Here is a 19,720-nt window from a genome sequence, read left to right on the forward strand (position 1 = left end):
TTCAATGGCTTTAATCCTACTTTCTTTAATGGTATTTGCTATCAAAACCCTGGCACTTTTTTAAAAGCTTTTTCTACAGTTTGCGAACAAGACGCTCAATACACCCCTTCAATCGCAATTGTTTTATTAACCCTCTTTTTTCCCTCCTTAAATTATCCTTTCTTTATTTACAGCAATCACATTGACCCTTGACGCAATTGCATGCTATTTCATTTACTGCTTGCTTCTTTTTCTCTTCTAAAACCTGTGTTAACAACTTTATATCTTCATGACTCAAGGTCGCCTCTGTTAATATGTTCGCTAGTGTTTTCCCTATTTTTTTATTGCAGATATGTGAGAACACATCCAGTGTCACTTTTTTAACGCTATCTTCTTCACTAACAGTAGGAGTGTAAATAAACTTATTACCATCTGCTTCTGTTGCTAACAAACCTTTTTCAACCAATCTTCCTATCAACGTTTTTATCGTTGTTGGCTTCCAGTTCATCTTATCTTTCAATACGTTTATAATTTCTTTACTTGCCGCAAACTTAGCTGTCCATACAACCCGCATCACTTCCCATTCAGCATCTGTTATCGTTGTTTTTAGTTTAGCTGTCATAGCTATCCCTCTTTCCATTCACATTCGTAACCATACTTCCAACTTACATTTGTAGTCTGTTTTTGTCAAGGAGTCCGCTGACTAATTTATAATAAAAGAGGACTGAGATGTTTGTCCCAATCCTCAATGTGTATTCAATTATCCAACTGCATTTTTTTGAAAATAGGATTCATTAAAACCAATAGTTTTTTTGGATAAATCTACCGTTGTATCTATGCCATACGGTAAGGCACAACGTGGATAAGCATGTCCAAAATTGATGTTGTATAACATAGGAAGTGTCTCATTCGATACAACTTTTTTGTAGCTGTCTTTATAAGATTCATAATACCTTTCATCTTGTGGTTTACCAATCAGCAAACCACTAACCACAGAAAATAAGCCCGTTTGTTTTAAAGCTCTCAACATTTGTTCTAATCGTTTCGTCGTTGGCTTTTCTTCACTTGTTTCAAGGAATAAGATTTTACCTCTCCATTGTTCTAAAGAAGGATACAACGAGTATTTCTGATTCATCTCAACTTCATCTTTGGATCCTTCACCAGATAGTAAATGGTACAAACTTTCTAAACAGCCTCCTAATAGTGGTCCTGAAAAAGAACCTGTTCCTTGTAAAACCTCGTAACCTCTTTTATCAAGATGCTGAATACGGTCAACCCCTATAGATTGTTTAGAAAAATCTGTTCGTTCTTCATACCAATGATGACTTGATTGAATCTCTTGTTGTTCACATCCTTCACAATAAGAATTCACCGTATTTTCAGTGTAAGGAAGCATTTCCACTCCTAGTTCGGCTAAATCATTGATGAAATTGGGCCCATAAAATGAAACCATACCTAATTGATAAAACATTAAGTGATTAATCGTTGTATCAGAAAAACCAGTAAATAATTTAGGAGTTTTTTGCACATTTTGGATAAATTCTTTATCATCAAGTAAATATGGCACTAACCGGTAAGTATCTTCTCCCCCTATAGCACAGAAGATCCCTTTGATCGTTGAATCCTGAAAGGCATCTTTCAAATCCTTTGCTCTTGCTTCAGGATGAGCCTTTAGGTAGTCTATTCCTTTAAGAGCATTAGGCATAAAGACAGGCTTGAGACCTAGTTTTTCTAATCGATTTTTCCCTATATCTATTTGATGAGAACAACATTCTTCCCCTAACATACCACTAGACAGGCTTAAAATAGCGACTTTATCTCCTTTTTTCAAAGCATCCGGTTTAATCATTAGTGCTGCCCCCCTTTTTTACTTATCTTGATTACCTTTAATGGCTACTCAACTCCTAATGCTAAGAATGATTTATCTCTATTATTTGATTTTTACACTTAAATTTATTTATCAACAATCGGAATCCAACCCATTCTACTTGCCACATACCCCCACATTGCATCAGGCAACATTAAATCTGTTCTATCTTGAGGCCCAATTTCTGTCCGAATAGACTCTTCTTTTCCTTCTTTAACTTTCTTAATCCAATCAGGTTCTACAAGCAGTTCACGCCCAATAGCAACAAGAGGTATCCCTAGATCCAAAGCGTTCACAGCATCGTCTGGTGTTTGAATTAAACCAACTCCTACAATAGGTACATCCTCTCCTATTTTTTCTTGAATAATTTGAATAATCGGTTTTTCAATATTTTTGTCTCGCATTGAAGTCTGCATGACGTTTCCAACTGAAACGTGAATATAGTCTAGTCCTTGATCTTTTAATTTTGTTAATAAATATAAAGTATCATCTAACGTAATTCCGGGTTCTTCCATTTCTTCAGGAGAAATTCGGTACCCTAGTATAAATGGTTTCTCTGCATATGTTTTGATAGCTTCTTTCACTGAGTCTACTACTGCGAGTGGAAAGTTCATCCGTTTTTCAAGGGTGCCTCCCCAATAGTCCTCTCTGCGATTTGAGTGCGGAGAAAAAAACTGTTGAATCAAGTACGTATTGGCTCCATGAAGTTCAACACCGTCAAAACCAGCTTGGATAGCTCTTCTCGTTGCTTCGCCAAATGCCTTTACTAGCTCGTGGACTTCTTCCTCCGATAAAGCTCTTGGTATCTCTGCAGAATCTCTAAGTGATGGTATTGCACTCGCACTAACCGGTTGCGCTCCTCTTAATGTGCTGCTTGTTCCCATTCGTCCAACATGGAAAATTTGCAAAATTGCTTTAGCTCCACTATTTTGTATCGTCTTTGCTAATTTTGAAAGACTTTCGATGTGATTATCAGATGCTGCGCTCAATGATCCTGCAAATTTCCCGTTCTCCATCACTTGTGCACAAGAAGTGATCACTGCTCCAAGACCGGCTGCTCTACGTTTATAATAGTCATGTTCATCTGTCGTCACCATGCCATTTTCAAAAGCTGAATTGGTGGTCATTGGTGCCATAATGACACGATTATCAATCGTTACACCAGATGGAAAGGTAAAGGGTTCAAATAAATTTTCGTACTTCGAGTTCATTAATAAACCTCCTAATTTTTTATAAGTAACTAGTTTAGTTCATAATACTTCAAAGAAACTAATTTTCAAAGGAAATCTAACTCTCTTCATTGAATTTTCGAAGAGAATTAGTTTATTTTTCTCGGTCGTTACTCTTTGCTATTTCAAAAAAATATGAACACGTTAACTAATTTAAAGGACCAGCTCATAAATAAATATGGAATTACCTCTACATAGATGAACTTCACAATACTTTCTGAAAATGTTAATAAATTAGATATATCATAAGAAATGATGAATCTATATTCAGAAGATCCCAACAATTTCGCAAAAATAAAATAAAGCGTAGCATTATTCGTTTACTTAAGCCAAATTATCTAAGAAATCATCATGGTTGAAATAACTCATTTAGGCTTTTATTTCTTTTAACCGCTGACTTTTTTTTATTATTTTGAAAACTGTATCTATAGTGAAAATAGCTAATGCTATCATCCCTGCAATTTGAATAGTTATGTTCAAATGACCTTGCGCTAAAATCGTATGGCCTTTTATAAATTCATAAACAGCTAAATACATCCCTGATCCAGGAAACAACGGGTAAAATCCTGGTAAAAAGAAAATAGTAACTGGAACTTTAAAGATACGAGAAAAAATGTGGGACTCTGTGGAAATGACTAACCCAGAAATATAAGTAGCAGGAACTGGTCCAAATGCTTTAAGAAAAATCAAGTAAACAAACCAACCTGAAGCACCAACAAAAGCTGCTGGTAAAATATATTTCTTAGGAGATTCCAAAATAATTGTTGCCGCGGCAACGGCGAAAAAAGCTCCTAAAATCTGACTAATCAAAATATTCCACCTCCGATAATAACTAAGCCAATAGCCACACCTAGAGCAATTGATAAGGCAACAACAAAAGCTTCTAAGGCTTTCGCGCCGCCAGATGTGTAATCACCTTGCAATGTATCTCTTATCGCATTTGTGATCGCTGTTCCTGGCACTAAAGGCATAATCGTACTTGTTATGACTAAATTCATGTTAAGTGTGGGAAAAAGAAACATCTGCATTAAACCTGCACCAATTGAAATAACAGCAGAGGATACAACATTACGAACAAACGAACCCACACCTAATCTTTTTTCTCCTTTTAAGACTAACGCCAACAATGCACCGTTGACTCCGGCAGCTACCATTTCCAAAGCTCCTCCACCTAATAACAAAGCAAATGAAGCAGCCAAAATAGAGATGGCAATATCTTTATGACTTTGTTTGTATTGTACTTTACTAATATTTTGCAAAGCAGCATAAGCTTCTGGAATAGCTATCTCACCTCTAGTTAGTTGACGCGAAATTGTATTTACTTCTGCAATGTTGCTCAAATTTGTAGCTATTGAGTTAATTCGTTTAACAATCGTAATAGGGTCATCAATACTGGGATCATCTAACGTAGCAACTAATCCCGTAGCTATGGATAGAGCTTCTGTCGTTTCGAAGTTAGAGGTCTGCAAGATATGGTTCATTGTATCTTCTACACGGTAGGTTTCAGCATTGCTTTCTAGCATAATTTTCCCTGCTAATATTGCAATATCCATTAAGGTTTTATAATCCATTTGCCGTTTTCCACCCTCTCTTAGCAATAATTTTTTTATATTTCACTCAATATTGTATTAAATTTCAGTTCAGTATAGCATACTGTTCTTTAGCCTTTAAAGCTTTCAATGGTTTTCTTAAGCATTTTTAACTTTACATACCAATCTATACCAAAAAAAAAAAGAGATGAACACATAAAATGCCCACCCCACTTTTTAAAATTCCTTTATAAACGACATTTAACACTTTGCTTTCTTTAGTCCAACCCAATTTCAGCTCTAACAATAGCAGCAATGCGTTCAACATAACTATCAACTTTTTCTTGTGTTGGTGCTTCTGCCATCACACGTAATAAAGGTTCTGTTCCACTTGCACGTACTAAAATACGTCCATCACCATTCATTTCTTTTTCTACTTCTTCAATCACAGCTTTTATTGCCGGAACTTCCATAGCACCGTATTTATCGCTAACTCGAATATTTACAAGTGTTTGTGGGTAAGTTATCACTTCTTCTGCTAGCTCTGAGAGTTTCTTACCTGTTTGTTTCATAACATTTAATAACTGAATCCCTGAGAGCATACCATCCCCGGTCGTATTGTAGTCTAAAAAGACCATATGTCCTGATTGTTCTCCACCAAAATTATATCCATTTTTTCGCATTTCTTCTACGACATAACGATCGCCTACTGGTGTTTCTATGGCGTTCATATTTGCAGCTTCAACCGCTTTATGAAAACCTAAGTTACTCATAACGGTTGATACAATTGTATCTTTTTTCAGACGACCTTTTTCTAACATATGTTTCCCACAAATGTACATGATTTTATCTCCGTCGATGATATTCCCCAATTCATCCACAGCAATAACGCGATCGGCGTCCCCATCAAAAGCTAATCCAGCGTCTGCTCCTTTTTCGACAACAAATTTAGCAAGATCTTCTGGATGTGTTGATCCAACACCCTCATTAATATTGAGCCCATTAGGAGAAGCACCAATAACATCAAATTCTGTTTCTAAATCTGCAAATAGACGATTAATTAAAGGACTAGCTGATCCATTTGCACCATCTAGACAGACTTGCAATCCACTTAAATCATTTGGGATTGTTTGTTGTAAGAATTGAGTGTATTTTAATGAACCTTCTGGATAATCATCAACCGTTCCCAATCCTTCTGCGCTTGGACGAGGTAATGTATCTTCAGCTTGGTCTAATAGCCTTTCGATTTCAAGTTCAGTTGAATCGGATAATTTAAATCCATCTGACCCAAAAAATTTAATACCGTTATCCGGTGCTGGATTATGCGATGCTGAAATCATTACTCCTGCAGCGGCTCCTTGTACACGTGTCAAATAAGCAACGCCCGGTGTTGAAATAACACCTAGTTTCATTACTTCAATACCAACAGATAACAATCCAGCAATTAAAGCGGATTCTAACATTTCTCCTGAAATACGAGTATCTCTTCCAACTAAAACACGCGGATGATTTGTTCCTTCTGTTTGCTGGCATAAAATATATCCGCCAAATCTTCCTAATTTAAAAGCTAATTCTGGTGTTAATTCTGAATTCGCAATTCCTCTAACTCCATCTGTTCCAAAATATTTTCCCATTTCATAATACCCCTTTTCAAAGTTAAGAACTTTCGTAAATGTTAAAAAACCTTTTATTAGTTACTTGAATCTAGCCTCGACTGATCATTTGATGATTCTTTATTGTCATTTAATTTACTTGAGTCAATCTTTTCTCCAGAAATTACGCTACTCTCTTTTACAACTCCATTTGTACTGTTAGAAGACTTTACAGTAGAACTAGTTGTTGACTCGGTATTTTCTGTCGTTGTATCATTCGTATTAGATTCTTTAAGTGATTCAGTTGGCTTTGTGTCATCTTGTCTTTGGTTCTCTTTTTTGTTCACTGTAATTCTAATTGTAATGTTTTCAGGAGTAATACTAGACAAGCCTTCTACTAGAGGTAACCTAACTTCTTTAGTTGTTGTTTCAGTAATTCCAGTAACATCTATTTCTAGTGGGAAACTACTTAAATTCTCTACTATTTCTGGCGTTCCAGTTACCGCAATGGCTGTGTTTTTCTCATCTTCAATTCCTAATTCATAATCATAGTCTGTTTCAGAAGTACCTGTTTTAATCAATTTTAATGGCACTGATTTGCTAGTTATATTTACTTTCATGCTAACAGTTACTTCTCTTGGATTAATAATCACATCTAATTGATTTCCATTTGCATCGCGGACATTGACAGGTATAGTTCTTTTGAAATCTGTTTTAATATCTTCAGATGAAGGTACAATCGCTTGTACTGAATTTATTTTTTCAATCGTGGATGCCGCACCCGAAACCTCAACGGTGTCATAGTTTAAAGTTGGCTCTTCAGCTACGTAACCTTTTGCCAGGCTTTTTTCATCAAAAACAACCTCGACTTTAAATGTTTCTACTCGTTTTTCTTTAATCTCAATAGTTATTTCTGATGGAGTAATTGTATAGTCTATGTCAGAGGATAGGCCTTCTGCTACTAAATTAATCGTATGTGTCCCAACACCGAGCTCATCTAAATTTTTAGCAGTTATATCGAACGCTTTATTTGTTGTCGTTTGAGATACAATATTTGTTGGTCCTGAAATTTCGATTGAGGCTGTTTCTGGAAAACCTGAGACAAAATATTTATCTTGATCGACATCGACTACAATAGGTAAATTTGTAATAATCTTACTTGATGATGTACTAACGCCATTTAATGGATTCGTTGTTAGCACTTTACTATTATTTTCATAATTCACATAAGTAAATAATAAGATGGCAAAGGAAAATGCAATCAACTTAGCGAACCAAGGAGAATTATAAAGTTTTTCCATCTTTACACCCCTTTCTTGAAGTTATCAAAAAACTCTTGGAACGAGCTTTTTTTGATCTCTTCTTCTGGGAGAATCAATTTTTTACTTAAAAACTTAATGAAATCATCTTTGGATAACTCTCTTAGTAAGTCCCCTCGATGAGAGATACTAACATCTCCCGTTTCCTCAGAAACAATAATCGTGATGGCATCTGTAACTTCACTCAAACCAATAGCTGCACGATGCCGAGTACCTAACTCTTTAGGAATTAACGAACTCTCAGATAGCGGTAAATAACCTGCTGCTGCTGCTATTTTATAATCTTTTATCATCACTGCCCCGTCATGCAAAGGAGTATTAGGGATAAAAATATTAATCAATAGCTCACCTGAAATATCTGCATCCAAAGGTATTCCTGTAGCAATGTACTCATCTAATTCTGTTTCCATTTGTATCGAAATCAATGCCCCAATTCTTCTTTTAGCCATGTATTGAACGGCTTGATCCAATTGCTGGATCATTTTCTTAGCTGGATTGGTTTTTCTATTTGTATTTTTAAAAAATGTCCCACGTCCAAGATGTTCCAGTCCCCGACGTAATTCAGGCTGAAATATAATAATGAAAGCTAGTACACTCCATTGTATAACTAAATCAACAATCCAATCTACTGTTTGTAATTGTAAAAAAAAGCTTCCGATTTTGATCAACATAATAACCGCAATACCTTTTAATAACTGAATAGCTTTTGTACCTTTTAAAATTTTTATTAACTGATAAATAAAAAAGGTCACTACTAAAATATCAACTGCATTAATAAATGTTCGCCATGTAAATAATTGTGGCCAATCCATGGACATAAGTACACCTCCAATAACGTTTAAAAATTATCACTCTTTTCATATTATACCATACTCCATACAAATATAAGGCGCTAGTTTCTCTAACATAAAGAGTTTTTTAATACTGCTGTTTTAACACTCTCTATACTATCAACTTTAGTACGCTAGTTTAATTTCATTTAATTCACTCTATTTTAATTTTAAAAACCAGGCTAAACATTTTTTTAAGAATGTTTAGCCTGGTTTTATTATTTACTTATTCATTTTTCAATCAAAATATTTTGACTTGCCATCATTCAACCATGAATAATTTAATCCCAATAATAATCCTCCGCCTACAAAGTTACCCAACATTGCAAATGTGAGGTTTTTAAGAACTGCTATTGCTGTCATACCTGGTACATGACCCCCAGTAGAGAAGTAAGCCAGTGAGAAGGAAGAAAAGTTTGCAATAACGTGTTCAAAGCCTAAAAATGCAAATATAAAAATAATAAAAACAATTGCTAATATACGAGCGGTGTCTTCTCTTAAGTTAATTGTGACAAAAACTGCTATATTTACAATCAAATTAGCAAATATTCCCTCAAAGAAAACTTGCGATGGACCCTTTTGCAGTTTATCTGCAATGGCCGTCACTAGAAAACTATCTTGTGTTACATGTAAAAAAGCACCAGTATGAGAAATCAACCAACTTGCTAATATTCCCCCAACTAAATTAAAAAAGATACAAGCCATTAAGATAGTGGCAGCTTTTTTAAGTGGCAATATTTTACGATGAACAGCAGTAGTCATATACATCATGTTAGATGTACCTAATTCAGCATTCAAGTAGATAATCATAACCAATGACCAGGTAAACATCAAAGCATAAGCTATCTTTCCACCACCTGGAACTATTGTATTGACTGCTTCTCCCAGATACACGGCAGCTGCAGTCCCAATTGTTAAAAACAAACCAGCGAGCATTGATCGCATAAAGTAGCGTGTTTTACTCTTATTAAATAAATCTTCTTTCTTAAGAATACTTGCTTGTAAGGTCCTCATCAAAGAGCTAGTTTCAAATTCTTCAACTTCCAATTCTATTCATCTCCAATATTTTTTCTTTTCATTCCCTATCTTCTTGTTATATATTACACTATCTTTTTTGAGTAAACCACTCATTTTTGAATGTAAACGATTCCTAGTTAAATATTATTTGTATTCTGGTTTTTGCAAATAAAAAAGCTATCCACGAAACTCGTAGATAGTCGTTATGAGTCATGCAGGATTCGAACCTGCGACCCTCTGATTAAAAGTCAGATGCTCTACCAACTGAGCTAATGACTCAAATAAAATAAGTTACTATGCGTGGCAACGTCCTACTCTCACAAAGGGAAACCCTTCACTACCATCGGCGCTAAGAAGCTTAACTGCTGTGTTCGGCATGGGAACAGGTGTGACCTTCTTGCCATCATCACCACACATAGTTTTAACTTGTTAAATTTGTTTCTTTTTATATTACTTGGTATAATTATTTCAATAGAACAAAAATCCCAAAACATCTTTTTAAATCTTACCGCATCTAACAAAATAATTCAAGCTTATTTTTTAATAAATTTATTTAAATGTGGTCTATTCCTCATTGAATATGCATGATTTGTTGTGAAATAACTTTTTGTTTTTTTTATAATTGGTTTGTAAGCACTTTCTGTTTCAAGTTCTATTTTTTTGTTCTATTAATCTACATTTGATTCGTCAAATGTTATTAAAAAGGGAGGCTAATTGTATCGATAAAGAAACATAACCTATGCAAAAACCAATTTAATTATTATAGAGGAGGAAAATATCTTGGAAAACAACAAACAAACTAAAAAGAAATTCTCAATGCCATCATCATTTACAGTTTTATTTCTTATTATTGTCTTTATAGCCGTTTTAACTTGGATTATCCCCGCTGGAGCATACGATATGGACGATGCTGGTAGTATTTTATCAGGAACCTATCATACAGTGGATTCTCAACCACAGGGAATTTGGGATATTTTCATTTCTCCTATAAAGGGTATGCTAGGTACAGAAACTACACCTGGCGCTATTGAAATTTCTTTATTTATTTTAATTCTTGGAGGATTTTTAGGAGTCGTTACAAAAACGGGCGCTCTTGATGCAGGAATCGCATCTATCGTAAAAAATTACAAAGGAAAAGAAAAAAAATTAATTCCTATATTGATGCTGCTTTTCGCTATCGGAGGTACTACTTACGGAATGGCTGAAGAAACAATGGCGTTTTATCCTTTGATTATTCCGGTTATGATTGGTGTTGGCTTTGATACTGTGGTTGCAGTTGCCATCGTTTTAGTCGGATCACAAATAGGAGTTCTCGCCTCAACAGTGAACCCTTTCGCTACTGGAGTTGCTTCGCAGGCTCTATCTATTAGTCCTGGTGAAGGAATTATCTGGCGATTAATTTTCTTCGTCGTAATGTATGCAGTTGCAACATTATACGTTTATCGTTACGCTATGAAAGTTGAAAGCGATCCAACTACTTCTTTAGTTGCTGATCAGCGAGAAGAAAATATTGCTTATTTTAAAATACCTGAAGATCAAGAAGAAATGGACAAACGACAACGCAATGTAATGATTTTATTTGCACTTTCCTTCCTTATTATGATTGTTTCGTTGGTCCCTTGGACTGCGTTAAGTGAAAATTGGACTTTCTTTGAAAGCCTTAACTCTTTCTTACTTGGTATACCATTTATTGGCACTCTTCTTGGTGAAAGAATGATTCCTTTAGGTGATTGGTATTTCCAAGAAATTACAATGCTCTTCTTCCTAATGGCAGTTGTCATTGGATTATTTTATAGAATGCCTGAAGGCGATATTGTTGACTCCTTTATAGATGGAGCAAAAGATTTGTTAAGTGTAGCATTAGTAGTTGCTATCGCTCGTGGTATACAAGTTGTTATGAACGATGGCATGATTACTGCGACAATTTTAAGTTGGGGCGAAAAAGGCTTAAGCGGTTTGTCTCCAGTTATTTTTACTATTTTAACGTATATTTTCTATATTCCAATGTCTTTCCTAATCCCATCTACTTCTGGATTAGCAGCTGCGACTATGGGTATTATGGGTCCGTTAGGGACTTTTTCAGACGTGCCTCAACATTTGGTCATCACAGCTTATCAGGCCGCTAGTGGCTTCATCAATTTGATCACTCCTACTTCTGGAGTTGTTATGGGCGCATTAGCTATTGCTAGACTTGATGTTACTGTTTGGTGGAAATTCATGTTTAAACTAATGGTTATTATCTTCGTACTTTCTTGTGTCATCCTTGGTGTAGCCGCTGCAGTCAGTTAAAGAATACATCTATTTTTATTTGTTGCTAAACTTTAAAAAATGAAAGGAGCATTTCATGAAAACATTTATTCAAGAGCAGCATAAAACTGCTTGTATTGAAACTATTAAAACGTTAATTTCTTATCCTTCTTATTTAAGAGAAGACGATAAAGGCGATACTCCTTTTGGCGACGATATTCAAGCCGTTTTAGAAAAGACTCTTACGATTTGCGAAGAGCTAGGAATGAAGTCTTATTTAGATCCAGAAGGCTATTATGGGTATGCAGATTATGGTGAAGGAGAAGAGTCTTTAGCTATTCTGTGTCACTTGGATGTGGTCCCTCCTGGTAATTTAGACTTATGGGAAAGCAATCCATTCAAAGCTACTGAAAGGAATGACGCTATCTACGGAAGAGGTTCTCAAGATGACAAAGGGCCTGCAATGGCCGCTCTTTACGCCTTTAAAGCCGTAGTTGATTCTGGTGTAACATTTAAAAAGCGCATTCGTTTCATTTTTGGTACCGATGAAGAAACTTTATGGAGATGTTTAGATCGATACAATGAATTAGAAAAACCTTCCACGATGGGATTCGCACCTGATGCTGAATTCCCATTAACCTATGCAGAAAAAGGGTTATTACAAATAAAACTGCATGGACCAGGAGATTCAGATTTAAGAATAAATTGTGGGAAATCTTTAAATATTGTTCCCGACGAAGCTGGCTATCAAGGTTACCTTAACGATAAATTAGAAAATGAATTAAAATCATTAGGTTTTGATTATCAACTATCAAACGAAAAAATTATCGTCAAAGGAAAAGCTGTTCACTCTAAAGATGCACCTGAAGGAATAAATGCTATTACTCGATTAGTAACAGCTCTCTTTCCACATACTGAAAATAAAACAATGGCCTTTATTACCGAAAAATTAAATAATGATCCAACTGGACAAACTATTTTTGGGAAGGTACAAGATGATATTTCCGGGCCTCTTACTGTTAATTTAGCTACTTTAGTCATTAATGAAACAGAGTCCACAATTGGCTTAGATTTGAGAATTCCTGTAACAGGCAATAAAGAAGACCTGGTTGGTCAGTTAATAACGAGTGCAGAAGAGTATCAGCTCACTTATGAAGAATACGATTACCTTGCTTCATTGTATGTTTCAAAAGATAGTTTGCTAGTGACAACTTTATTAGATGTATACCGTGAAAAAACCGGAGATAAGAGTGATCCGTTAACTTCTGGTGGAGCTACTTTCGCGCGAACAATGAAAAATTGTGTAGCTTTTGGAGCTGTATTCCCAGATTCTGAAGTTACTTTCCATATGCCTAATGAAAAAATGACTATACGTGATATATATAACGCCATGGACATTTATGCAGAATCTATCTATCGACTAGCTTGTAAATAAAGGTTGTAAAATAAAGGGCATCAGTGAGTTAAAAACTTCACTGACGTCCTTTTTCTTATCTATAAAAATATAAATAGAAAATAAGTGGGTCCTCCACTAATATGGTAGTCGCCGAAAACACACCATCAGAAGGAACTCACTTATCTACTTTAAATAATAGGCTAAAAATACTATATCAGGCTGATTAATACCCGTTTACGATCCAGGATCAAAAATACCATTGAAGACTACTATTTTTCATCAATATCATTTGATAGAGCAGCCAAATAAAAAAGAAACGGATTGTTTCGGTGTCAGACACAGCGAAACGATCCGTTAGTAGATAGATAAACCAATATGTTATCTATTTATGTATAATACTGCTTAATAAAGCAACTGGGCTAGCTGGATTCGAACCAACGCATAAGGGAGTCAAAGTCCCTTGCCTTACCGCTTGGCTATAGCCCAATTATGGTGGAGGGGGGCAGATTCGAACTGCCGAACCCGAAGGAGCGGATTTACAGTCCGCCGCGTTTAGCCACTTCGCTACCCCTCCTGATAAAAAACTTACTCATTGCTATTTAAAAAGAATTTGATGCCGGCTAAAGGAGTTGAACCCTCGACCCTCTGATTACGATTCAGATGCTCTACCAACTGAGCTAAGCCGGCACATCATTATAGTATAATCTCTTTAAAAACATGACCCGTACGGGATTCGAACCCGTGATACCGCCGTGAAAGGGCGGTGTCTTAACCACTTGACCAACGGGCCTAAAGTTATTTAATCTTTAAACACAAGATTTATTATATAAACAATTCCAGTAAATGTAAAGAGTAAAACTGAATTTATTGAATAATTTAATCCTATTTTCATTTTACATATGTTTTATTCAGTTTTTTCTTCATGTCCTATCAACTTTCATTAAAAAAAGCAATTAGCAAGTACTGATTTGATATCAACTCAAACTGGTACCTACTAATTTTCTTATCTCTTCAACATTAATCTACTAAAACTCTACTCCTGACAATACTAACTATTTTACCATTAGCAGTGCTGGTTATTTTTTACTTGCTTTATTTCGCTTGTATACTACTGTAAATTTCTGGTTTTCTTTCAAACAGTGTTTTTGCGTAAGGACATAACGGAATAATTTTTTTATTTTCTATACGCATCTCTTTAACCACGCGATTAACTAATTCCTCTGCTATTCCCTGTCCTCTTAAAGATGGATCAACAAATGTATGATCTAAAATAACTTTGTCATCTCCGGAAGGAACATAAGTTACTTCAGCAATCATTTTCCCGTTTTCATCATTTTTATAAAATCGGTTCTCAGTTTTTTCAAAATTCATTTCTGCACATCCATCCCTCTTTATAAATTAAACATAGTTTACAACTTTTATTAAAAAAATCAAGAAATAGCAAAACCAATTTTACCAAATTGCTTGCCTTTTTCTAAACGGTCGAAAGCTTTTTTAAAATCCTCTATCTTAAAAATTTTATCAACTACTGGTCTAATATTGTGTTTTCCTATAAAATCAAGCATCGCTTGGTATTCTTCTGAACTACCCATCGTCGTTCCTTTTAGTGTATACTGTCCGTAAAAAAACTCTCTCAAATTAAATTCAATTTTATCGCCAGTTGATGACCCAATCAAAACCATTGTTCCACCTTTTCGTAATTGATTTAATGACTGATGAAATGTAGCCGCTCCAACGGTTTCAATGACTACATCTACTTTTTCTTCTTTTAAGAGTTCATTCCAATCGCCTTCACTTTGAATACCTTTATTTGCTCCCAATTTTTTTGCTTGCTCCAATTTATCTTTTGAACGAGAAGTTACATAAACCGATGCACCTATTGCTTTGGCAAACTGCAATAAATAAGTAGCTACTCCTCCTCCAATTCCTGGAATTAAAATAGTATCATCCTTAGTCACGTTTCCTTTAGTAAATAGGGCCCGATAAGCAGTTAATGCCGATAGAGATAAAACACTTGCTTCTTCCATGGATAAATATTCTGGTTTCATAACTATATTCTCTATTGGAAGAATAATTTCTTCAGCAAATGTACCTGATACAGGATTACCTAATATTTCCAAATTTTCTGGTGCTGCATCAGAAACCTTTATCCAATTCAATCCCGGATTGATAATTACTTTATCCCCTACTTTGAAATTTTTATTTTCTGTTAGTATTTCACTGATTTCTCCTACTCCATCAGACCCGATAATTAAGGGTTCTGCATTTTCATCATGTTGAGCAATGGTAAATAAATCCCGATGATTCAATCCAGCAAAATGAAGCTTTATTCGAACCTCTTCTTTTTTTAATTCTTGATTTTTTGTTTCTTCATAATGTAATCCATCCATACCTTTTTTATATTTGTGTACCAATGCTTTCAAGTTATCACTCCTATTTATAAATTACACTAAGTATACAGCTTACTATAAAAAGTTACAAAAAAAGGATGCTGGATGATAGTGTTAATCTATTGTTGGAAAAAATAATTAGACCTCGTTAACGTTTTTCACTCTGATTAAGTAATGTCCACCGCACTTCATTTGCTTCATCTGATAAAAAGGCGAAATAAAATTCTTTCACCTTTTTATCAGATCCATTTGAAAAGCTTTATTTCCCACGTAAACCTTTTAATACAATGCTTAATTGTTTTTTTATTTTGTGTCAGTGCTGGAAGATTACCCGCTGCGCTTTGAGATTGTTGGCCATATGCTCGATTAACTCGTTTATCTAGCTTTTCTATCGTTGTTTGATACGACTGATCTTTCACTCTATTTAATATCTCAGCTTCTAATCCCAAATCCATACGACTATGAGAAGTTAATTCTAGATGATCATCTACCAAATAAGTAAACTGTCCGTTTAGTTTATTTTTATAATACGTTCTATTTAAGACGCTATCTCACATCGTTGTAGAAAGTAGCTTCTCATCATTTTTCCGTTGAATGTCCCACGTTTCTTTTCTAGCTGGATGGTTGTTTCAGAGAACCATCTAAGTTCTCAATAAAGTTTTCTACCAAGGCAATGCCAATTTGATTCATCGATTCTTGAACGTTGGAAACGAGATTGTGGAAGGTTAATTCTTTCCTCTGTGTTAAATCTAAATTTTTTACCATTGTTTCACTGATTTTCCCAACTGTTTGCTGTATAATATCCATTAAGGAACAACTCCTGTTCTATGTTTTTAGTGGTAAAAACAGTTTACACAGGAGTTGTTTCTTTTTTTCGTTTCCAATAATTACTTTACACTAACATGCTGGATGATAGTCGGATAAAAAATTTATACACAAAAAAAATTAGACAAAGAAGGTTGAGAAACTAAAGACACTGTTTCTCAACCTTCTTTTAATTAAGCCACTTGCCGGATTCGAACCGGCGACCTCTTCCTTACCATGGAAGCGCTCTACCGACTGAGCTAAAGCGGCGAAAATTATAAATAAACAAAAAAATACTCCGCAAGCAGGATTCGAACCTGCGACATCATGATTAACAGTCATGCGCTCTACCAGCTGAGCTATTGCGGAATGATGAAGATGCGCGGCAGCGTCCTACTCTCACAAAGGGAAACCCTTCACTACCATCGGCGCTAAGAAGCTTAACTGCTGTGTTCGGCATGGGAACAGGTGTGACCTTCTTGCCATCGCCACCACACATCTTACATATAAGAGAACGTTGTTCTCTCAAAACTGGATAGTGTTTAACTATAAGGGCTTAAAACCGTTTCTTCATCGTTTAAAAATTGGTTAAGTCCTCGACCGATTAGTATTGGTCCGCTCCATACATCGCTGTACTTCCACTTCCAACCTATCTACCTGATCATCTCTCAGGGGTCTTACTCACTTACGTGATGGGAAATCTCATCTTGAGGGGGGCTTCACGCTTAGATGCTTTCAGCGTTTATCCCGTCCACACATAGCTACCCAGCGATGCTCTTGGCAGAACAACTGGTACACCAGCGGTGTGTCCATCCCGGTCCTCTCGTACTAAGGACAGCTCCTCTCAAATTTCCTGCGCCCGCGACGGATAGGGACCGAACTGTCTCACGACGTTCTGAACCCAGCTCGCGTACCGCTTTAATGGGCGAACAGCCCAACCCTTGGGACCGACTACAGCCCCAGGATGCGATGAGCCGACATCGAGGTGCCAAACCTCCCCGTCGATGTGGACTCTTGGGGGAGATAAGCCTGTTATCCCCAGGGTAGCTTTTATCCGTTGAGCGATGGCCCTTCCATACGGAACCACCGGATCACTAAGCCCGACTTTCGTCCCTGCTCGACTTGTAGGTCTCGCAGTCAAGCTCCCTTCTGCCTTTACACTCTACGAATGATTTCCAACCATTCTGAGGGAACCTTTGGGCGCCTCCGTTACACTTTAGGAGGCGACCGCCCCAGTCAAACTGCCCGTCAGACACTGTCTCCCAGCCAGATTATGGCTGTGGGTTAGAGTGGTCATACAGCAAGGGTAGTATCCCACCATTGCCTCCACCAAGACTAGCGTCCTGGCTTCATAGGCTCCTACCTATCCTGTACAAGCTGTACAAACACTCAATATCAAACTGCAGTAAAGCTCCATGGGGTCTTTCCGTCCTGTCGCGGGTAACCTGCATCTTCACAGGTACTATAATTTCACCGAGTCTCTCGTTGAGACAGTGCCCAAATCATTACGCCTTTCGTGCGGGTCGGAACTTACCCGACAAGGAATTTCGCTACCTTAGGACCGTTATAGTTACGGCCGCCGTTTACTGGGGCTTCAATTCTGAGCTTCGCTCGAAAGCTAACCCATCCTCTTAACCTTCCAGCACCGGGCAGGCGTCAGCCCCTATACGTCATCTTTCGATTTAGCAGAGACCTGTGTTTTTGATAAACAGTTGCTTGGGCCTATTCACTGCGGCTGACCAATTGGTCAGCACCCCTTCTCCCGAAGTTACGGGGTCATTTTGCCGAGTTCCTTAACGAGAGTTCGCTCGCACACCTTAGGATTCTCTCCTCGACTACCTGTGTCGGTTTGCGGTACGGGCAGATTGTTTCTAACTAGAAGCTTTTCTTGACAGTGTGACATCAGGAACTTCGGTACTTAATTTCCCTCCCCATCACAACTTGTCCTTAATAGAGGCAAGCATTTGACTCACCTCAAGACTTGTTGCTTGGACGCACATATCCAACAGTGCGTATTCCTTAGCCTACTGTGTCCCTCCATTGTTCAAACAAAACAAACTGGTACAGGAATCTCAACCTGTTGTCCATCGTCTACGCCTATCGGCCTCGACTTAGGTCCCGACTAACCCTGGGAGGACGAGCCTTCCCCAGGAAACCTTAGTCATTCGGTGGACGGGATTCTCACCCGTCTTTCGCTACTCATACCGGCATTCTCACTTCTAAGCGCTCCACCAGTCCTCACGGTCTAGCTTCGACGCCCTTAGAACGCTCTCCTACCATAGAACCTAAGTTCTATCCACAGCTTCGGTGTTATGTTTAGCCCCGGTAAATTTTCGGCGCAGGGTCACTCGACTAGTGAGCTATTACGCACTCTTTAAATGATGGCTGCTTCTGAGCCAACATCCTAGTTGTCTAAGCAACCCCACATCCTTTTCCACTTAACATAAACTTTGGGACCTTAGCTGGTGGTCTGGGCTGTTTCCCTCTCGACTACGGATCTTATCACTCGTAGTCTGACTCCCGGATATAAATCAATGGCATTCGGAGTTTATCTGAATTCGGTAACCCGAGAAGGGCCCCTAGTCCAAACAGTTGCTCTACCTCCATGATTCTAATTCCGAGGCTAGCCCTAAAGCTATTTCGGAGAGAACCAGCTATCTCCAAGTTCGATTGGAATTTCTCCGCTACCCACACCTCATCCCCGCATTTTTCAACATACGTGGGTTCGGTCCTCCAGTGCGTATTACCGCACCTTCAACCTGGACATGGGTAGATCACTTGGTTTCGGGTCTACGACCACATACTCATTCGCCCTATTCAGACTCGCTTTCGCTACGGCTCCGTCTCATCAACTTAACCTCGCATGGGATCGTAACTCGCCGGTTCATTCTACAAAAGGCACGCTATCACCCATTAACGGGCTCTAACTACTTGTAAGCACACGGTTTCAGGTGCTGTTTCACTCCCCTTTCGGGGTTCTTTTCACCTTTCCCTCACGGTACTGGTTCACTATCGGTCACTAGGGAGTATTTAGCCTTGGGAGATGGTCCTCCCGGATTCCGACGGAATTTCTCGTGTTCCGCCGTACTCAGGATACTGATCAGAGTGAACGAAGTTTCAGTTACGGGGCTTTTACCCTCTTTGGCGGACCTTTCCAGGTCGCTTCTCCTACTTCGTTCATTTATGACTCTATGTGTTCAGTCCTACAACCCCAGAAAGCAAGCTTTCTGGTTTGGGCTATTCCCGTTTCGCTCGCCGCTACTCAGGGAATCGATTTTTCTTTCTCTTCCTGCAGGTACTTAGATGTTTCAGTTCTCTGCGTCTACCTCTATTGACCTATGTATTCAGTCAATAGTAACACCCGATAAAGAGTGCTGGGTTTCCCCATTCGGAAATCTCTGGATCAAAGCTTACTTACAGCTCCCCAAAGCATATCGGCGTTAGTCCCGTCCTTCTTCGGCTCCTAGTGCCAAGGCATCCACCGTGCGCCCTTATTAACTTAACCTATGGTCATGTTAACT

General features: G+C 37.5%; 14 protein-coding genes, 7 tRNA genes, 3 rRNA genes and 1 pseudogene. 2 read left to right on the forward strand and 23 right to left on the reverse strand.

Annotated features, from left to right (window positions below; translation table 11 throughout):
- Positions 1–163 precede the first annotated feature (163 nt).
- The 11 genes from BR44_RS06220 to rrf (BR44_RS06270) form a co-directional block, all read right to left on the reverse strand.
- Complete coding sequence (locus BR44_RS06220; RefSeq protein ID WP_034551310.1) at positions 164–601, reverse strand: CopY/TcrY family copper transport repressor; 438 nt, start codon at positions 599–601, stop codon at positions 164–166.
- Positions 602–739: 138 nt separating this feature from the next.
- Positions 740–1,828 carry a S66 family peptidase gene (locus BR44_RS06225; protein ID WP_034551312.1) on the reverse strand — a complete coding sequence of 363 codons (1,089 nt, stop codon included), beginning with the start codon at positions 1,826–1,828 and terminating at the stop codon, positions 740–742.
- Between the two features lie 104 nt (positions 1,829–1,932).
- A complete protein-coding gene (locus tag BR44_RS06230) occupies positions 1,933–3,057 on the reverse strand; it encodes an NADH-dependent flavin oxidoreductase (protein WP_034551313.1) in 1,125 nt (374 codons plus the stop codon).
- Positions 3,058–3,444: 387 nt separating this feature from the next.
- Complete coding sequence (locus tag BR44_RS06235; protein WP_034551315.1) at positions 3,445–3,885, reverse strand: threonine/serine exporter family protein; 441 nt, start codon at positions 3,883–3,885, stop codon at positions 3,445–3,447.
- Positions 3,882–4,646, reverse strand: coding sequence for a threonine/serine exporter family protein (locus tag BR44_RS06240; protein WP_034551317.1), 765 nt, complete (start codon positions 4,644–4,646; stop codon positions 3,882–3,884). Before BR44_RS06240 ends, BR44_RS06235 begins: the two co-directional genes overlap by 4 nt.
- A gap of 236 nt (positions 4,647–4,882) precedes the next feature.
- Complete coding sequence (glmM, locus tag BR44_RS06245) at positions 4,883–6,238, reverse strand: phosphoglucosamine mutase (protein WP_034551319.1); 1,356 nt, start codon at positions 6,236–6,238, stop codon at positions 4,883–4,885.
- A 56-nt stretch (positions 6,239–6,294) separates the two neighbouring features.
- Positions 6,295–7,497, reverse strand: coding sequence for a CdaR family protein (locus BR44_RS06250; RefSeq protein ID WP_051912581.1), 1,203 nt, complete (start codon positions 7,495–7,497; stop codon positions 6,295–6,297).
- 2 nt (positions 7,498–7,499) lie between these two features.
- Positions 7,500–8,333, reverse strand: coding sequence for a diadenylate cyclase CdaA (gene cdaA, locus BR44_RS06255; RefSeq protein ID WP_034551320.1), 834 nt, complete (start codon positions 8,331–8,333; stop codon positions 7,500–7,502).
- A 249-nt stretch (positions 8,334–8,582) separates the two neighbouring features.
- The gene (locus tag BR44_RS06260; RefSeq protein WP_245592931.1) at positions 8,583–9,392 is read right to left on the reverse strand and encodes a formate/nitrite transporter family protein; all 810 of its coding nucleotides are present in this window, start codon (positions 9,390–9,392) and stop codon (positions 8,583–8,585) included.
- Between the two features lie 176 nt (positions 9,393–9,568).
- Positions 9,569–9,641: transfer RNA gene (locus tag BR44_RS06265), tRNA-Lys, on the reverse strand.
- Between the two features lie 19 nt (positions 9,642–9,660).
- Positions 9,661–9,776, reverse strand: a 5S ribosomal RNA gene (rrf, locus tag BR44_RS06270).
- A 402-nt stretch (positions 9,777–10,178) separates the two neighbouring features.
- On the opposite strand from rrf (BR44_RS06270), the gene BR44_RS06275 reads away from it, so the two are divergent.
- Positions 10,179–11,651 carry a YfcC family protein gene (locus BR44_RS06275; RefSeq protein WP_051912723.1) on the forward strand — a complete coding sequence of 491 codons (1,473 nt, stop codon included), beginning with the start codon at positions 10,179–10,181 and terminating at the stop codon, positions 11,649–11,651.
- A 55-nt stretch (positions 11,652–11,706) separates the two neighbouring features.
- Entirely contained in the window at positions 11,707–13,044 is a 1,338-nt protein-coding gene (locus BR44_RS06280) for a M20 family metallopeptidase (protein WP_034551322.1), read from the forward strand.
- Positions 13,045–13,419: 375 nt separating this feature from the next.
- Here BR44_RS06280 and BR44_RS06285 read toward each other — a convergent pair.
- The 12 genes and pseudogenes from BR44_RS06285 to BR44_RS06340 form a co-directional block, all read right to left on the reverse strand.
- Positions 13,420–13,491 (reverse strand) — tRNA-Gln (locus BR44_RS06285).
- Positions 13,492–13,495: 4 nt separating this feature from the next.
- Positions 13,496–13,579: transfer RNA gene (locus tag BR44_RS06290), tRNA-Tyr, on the reverse strand.
- 40 nt (positions 13,580–13,619) lie between these two features.
- Positions 13,620–13,692: transfer RNA gene (locus BR44_RS06295), tRNA-Thr, on the reverse strand.
- 31 nt (positions 13,693–13,723) lie between these two features.
- Positions 13,724–13,795: transfer RNA gene (locus BR44_RS06300), tRNA-Glu, on the reverse strand.
- 302 nt (positions 13,796–14,097) lie between these two features.
- Positions 14,098–14,376 carry a GNAT family N-acetyltransferase gene (locus tag BR44_RS06305; RefSeq protein ID WP_034551323.1) on the reverse strand — a complete coding sequence of 93 codons (279 nt, stop codon included), beginning with the start codon at positions 14,374–14,376 and terminating at the stop codon, positions 14,098–14,100.
- Positions 14,377–14,435: 59 nt separating this feature from the next.
- Positions 14,436–15,428: a zinc-dependent alcohol dehydrogenase family protein gene (locus tag BR44_RS06310; RefSeq protein WP_034551324.1), complete on the reverse strand. Its 993-nt coding sequence runs from the start codon at positions 15,426–15,428 to the stop codon at positions 14,436–14,438.
- A 206-nt stretch (positions 15,429–15,634) separates the two neighbouring features.
- Positions 15,635–15,922: pseudogene (locus tag BR44_RS06315) on the reverse strand (UPF0236 family transposase-like protein); the annotation flags it as partial.
- Between the two features lie 85 nt (positions 15,923–16,007).
- On the reverse strand, positions 16,008–16,202 hold the full coding sequence (locus BR44_RS06320) for a hypothetical protein (RefSeq protein ID WP_034551327.1): 195 nt from the start codon (positions 16,200–16,202) through the stop codon (positions 16,008–16,010).
- 194 nt (positions 16,203–16,396) lie between these two features.
- Positions 16,397–16,469, reverse strand: a tRNA-Thr gene (locus BR44_RS06325).
- A 26-nt stretch (positions 16,470–16,495) separates the two neighbouring features.
- Positions 16,496–16,568: transfer RNA gene (locus BR44_RS06330), tRNA-Asn, on the reverse strand.
- A gap of 11 nt (positions 16,569–16,579) precedes the next feature.
- A 5S ribosomal RNA gene (rrf, locus tag BR44_RS06335) occupies positions 16,580–16,695 on the reverse strand.
- A gap of 88 nt (positions 16,696–16,783) precedes the next feature.
- A 23S ribosomal RNA gene (locus tag BR44_RS06340) occupies positions 16,784–19,704 on the reverse strand.
- Positions 19,705–19,720 lie beyond the last annotated feature (16 nt).

This window comes from Carnobacterium funditum DSM 5970, from assembly GCF_000744185.1.
GTDB lineage: Bacteria > Bacillota > Bacilli > Lactobacillales > Carnobacteriaceae > Carnobacterium_A > Carnobacterium_A funditum.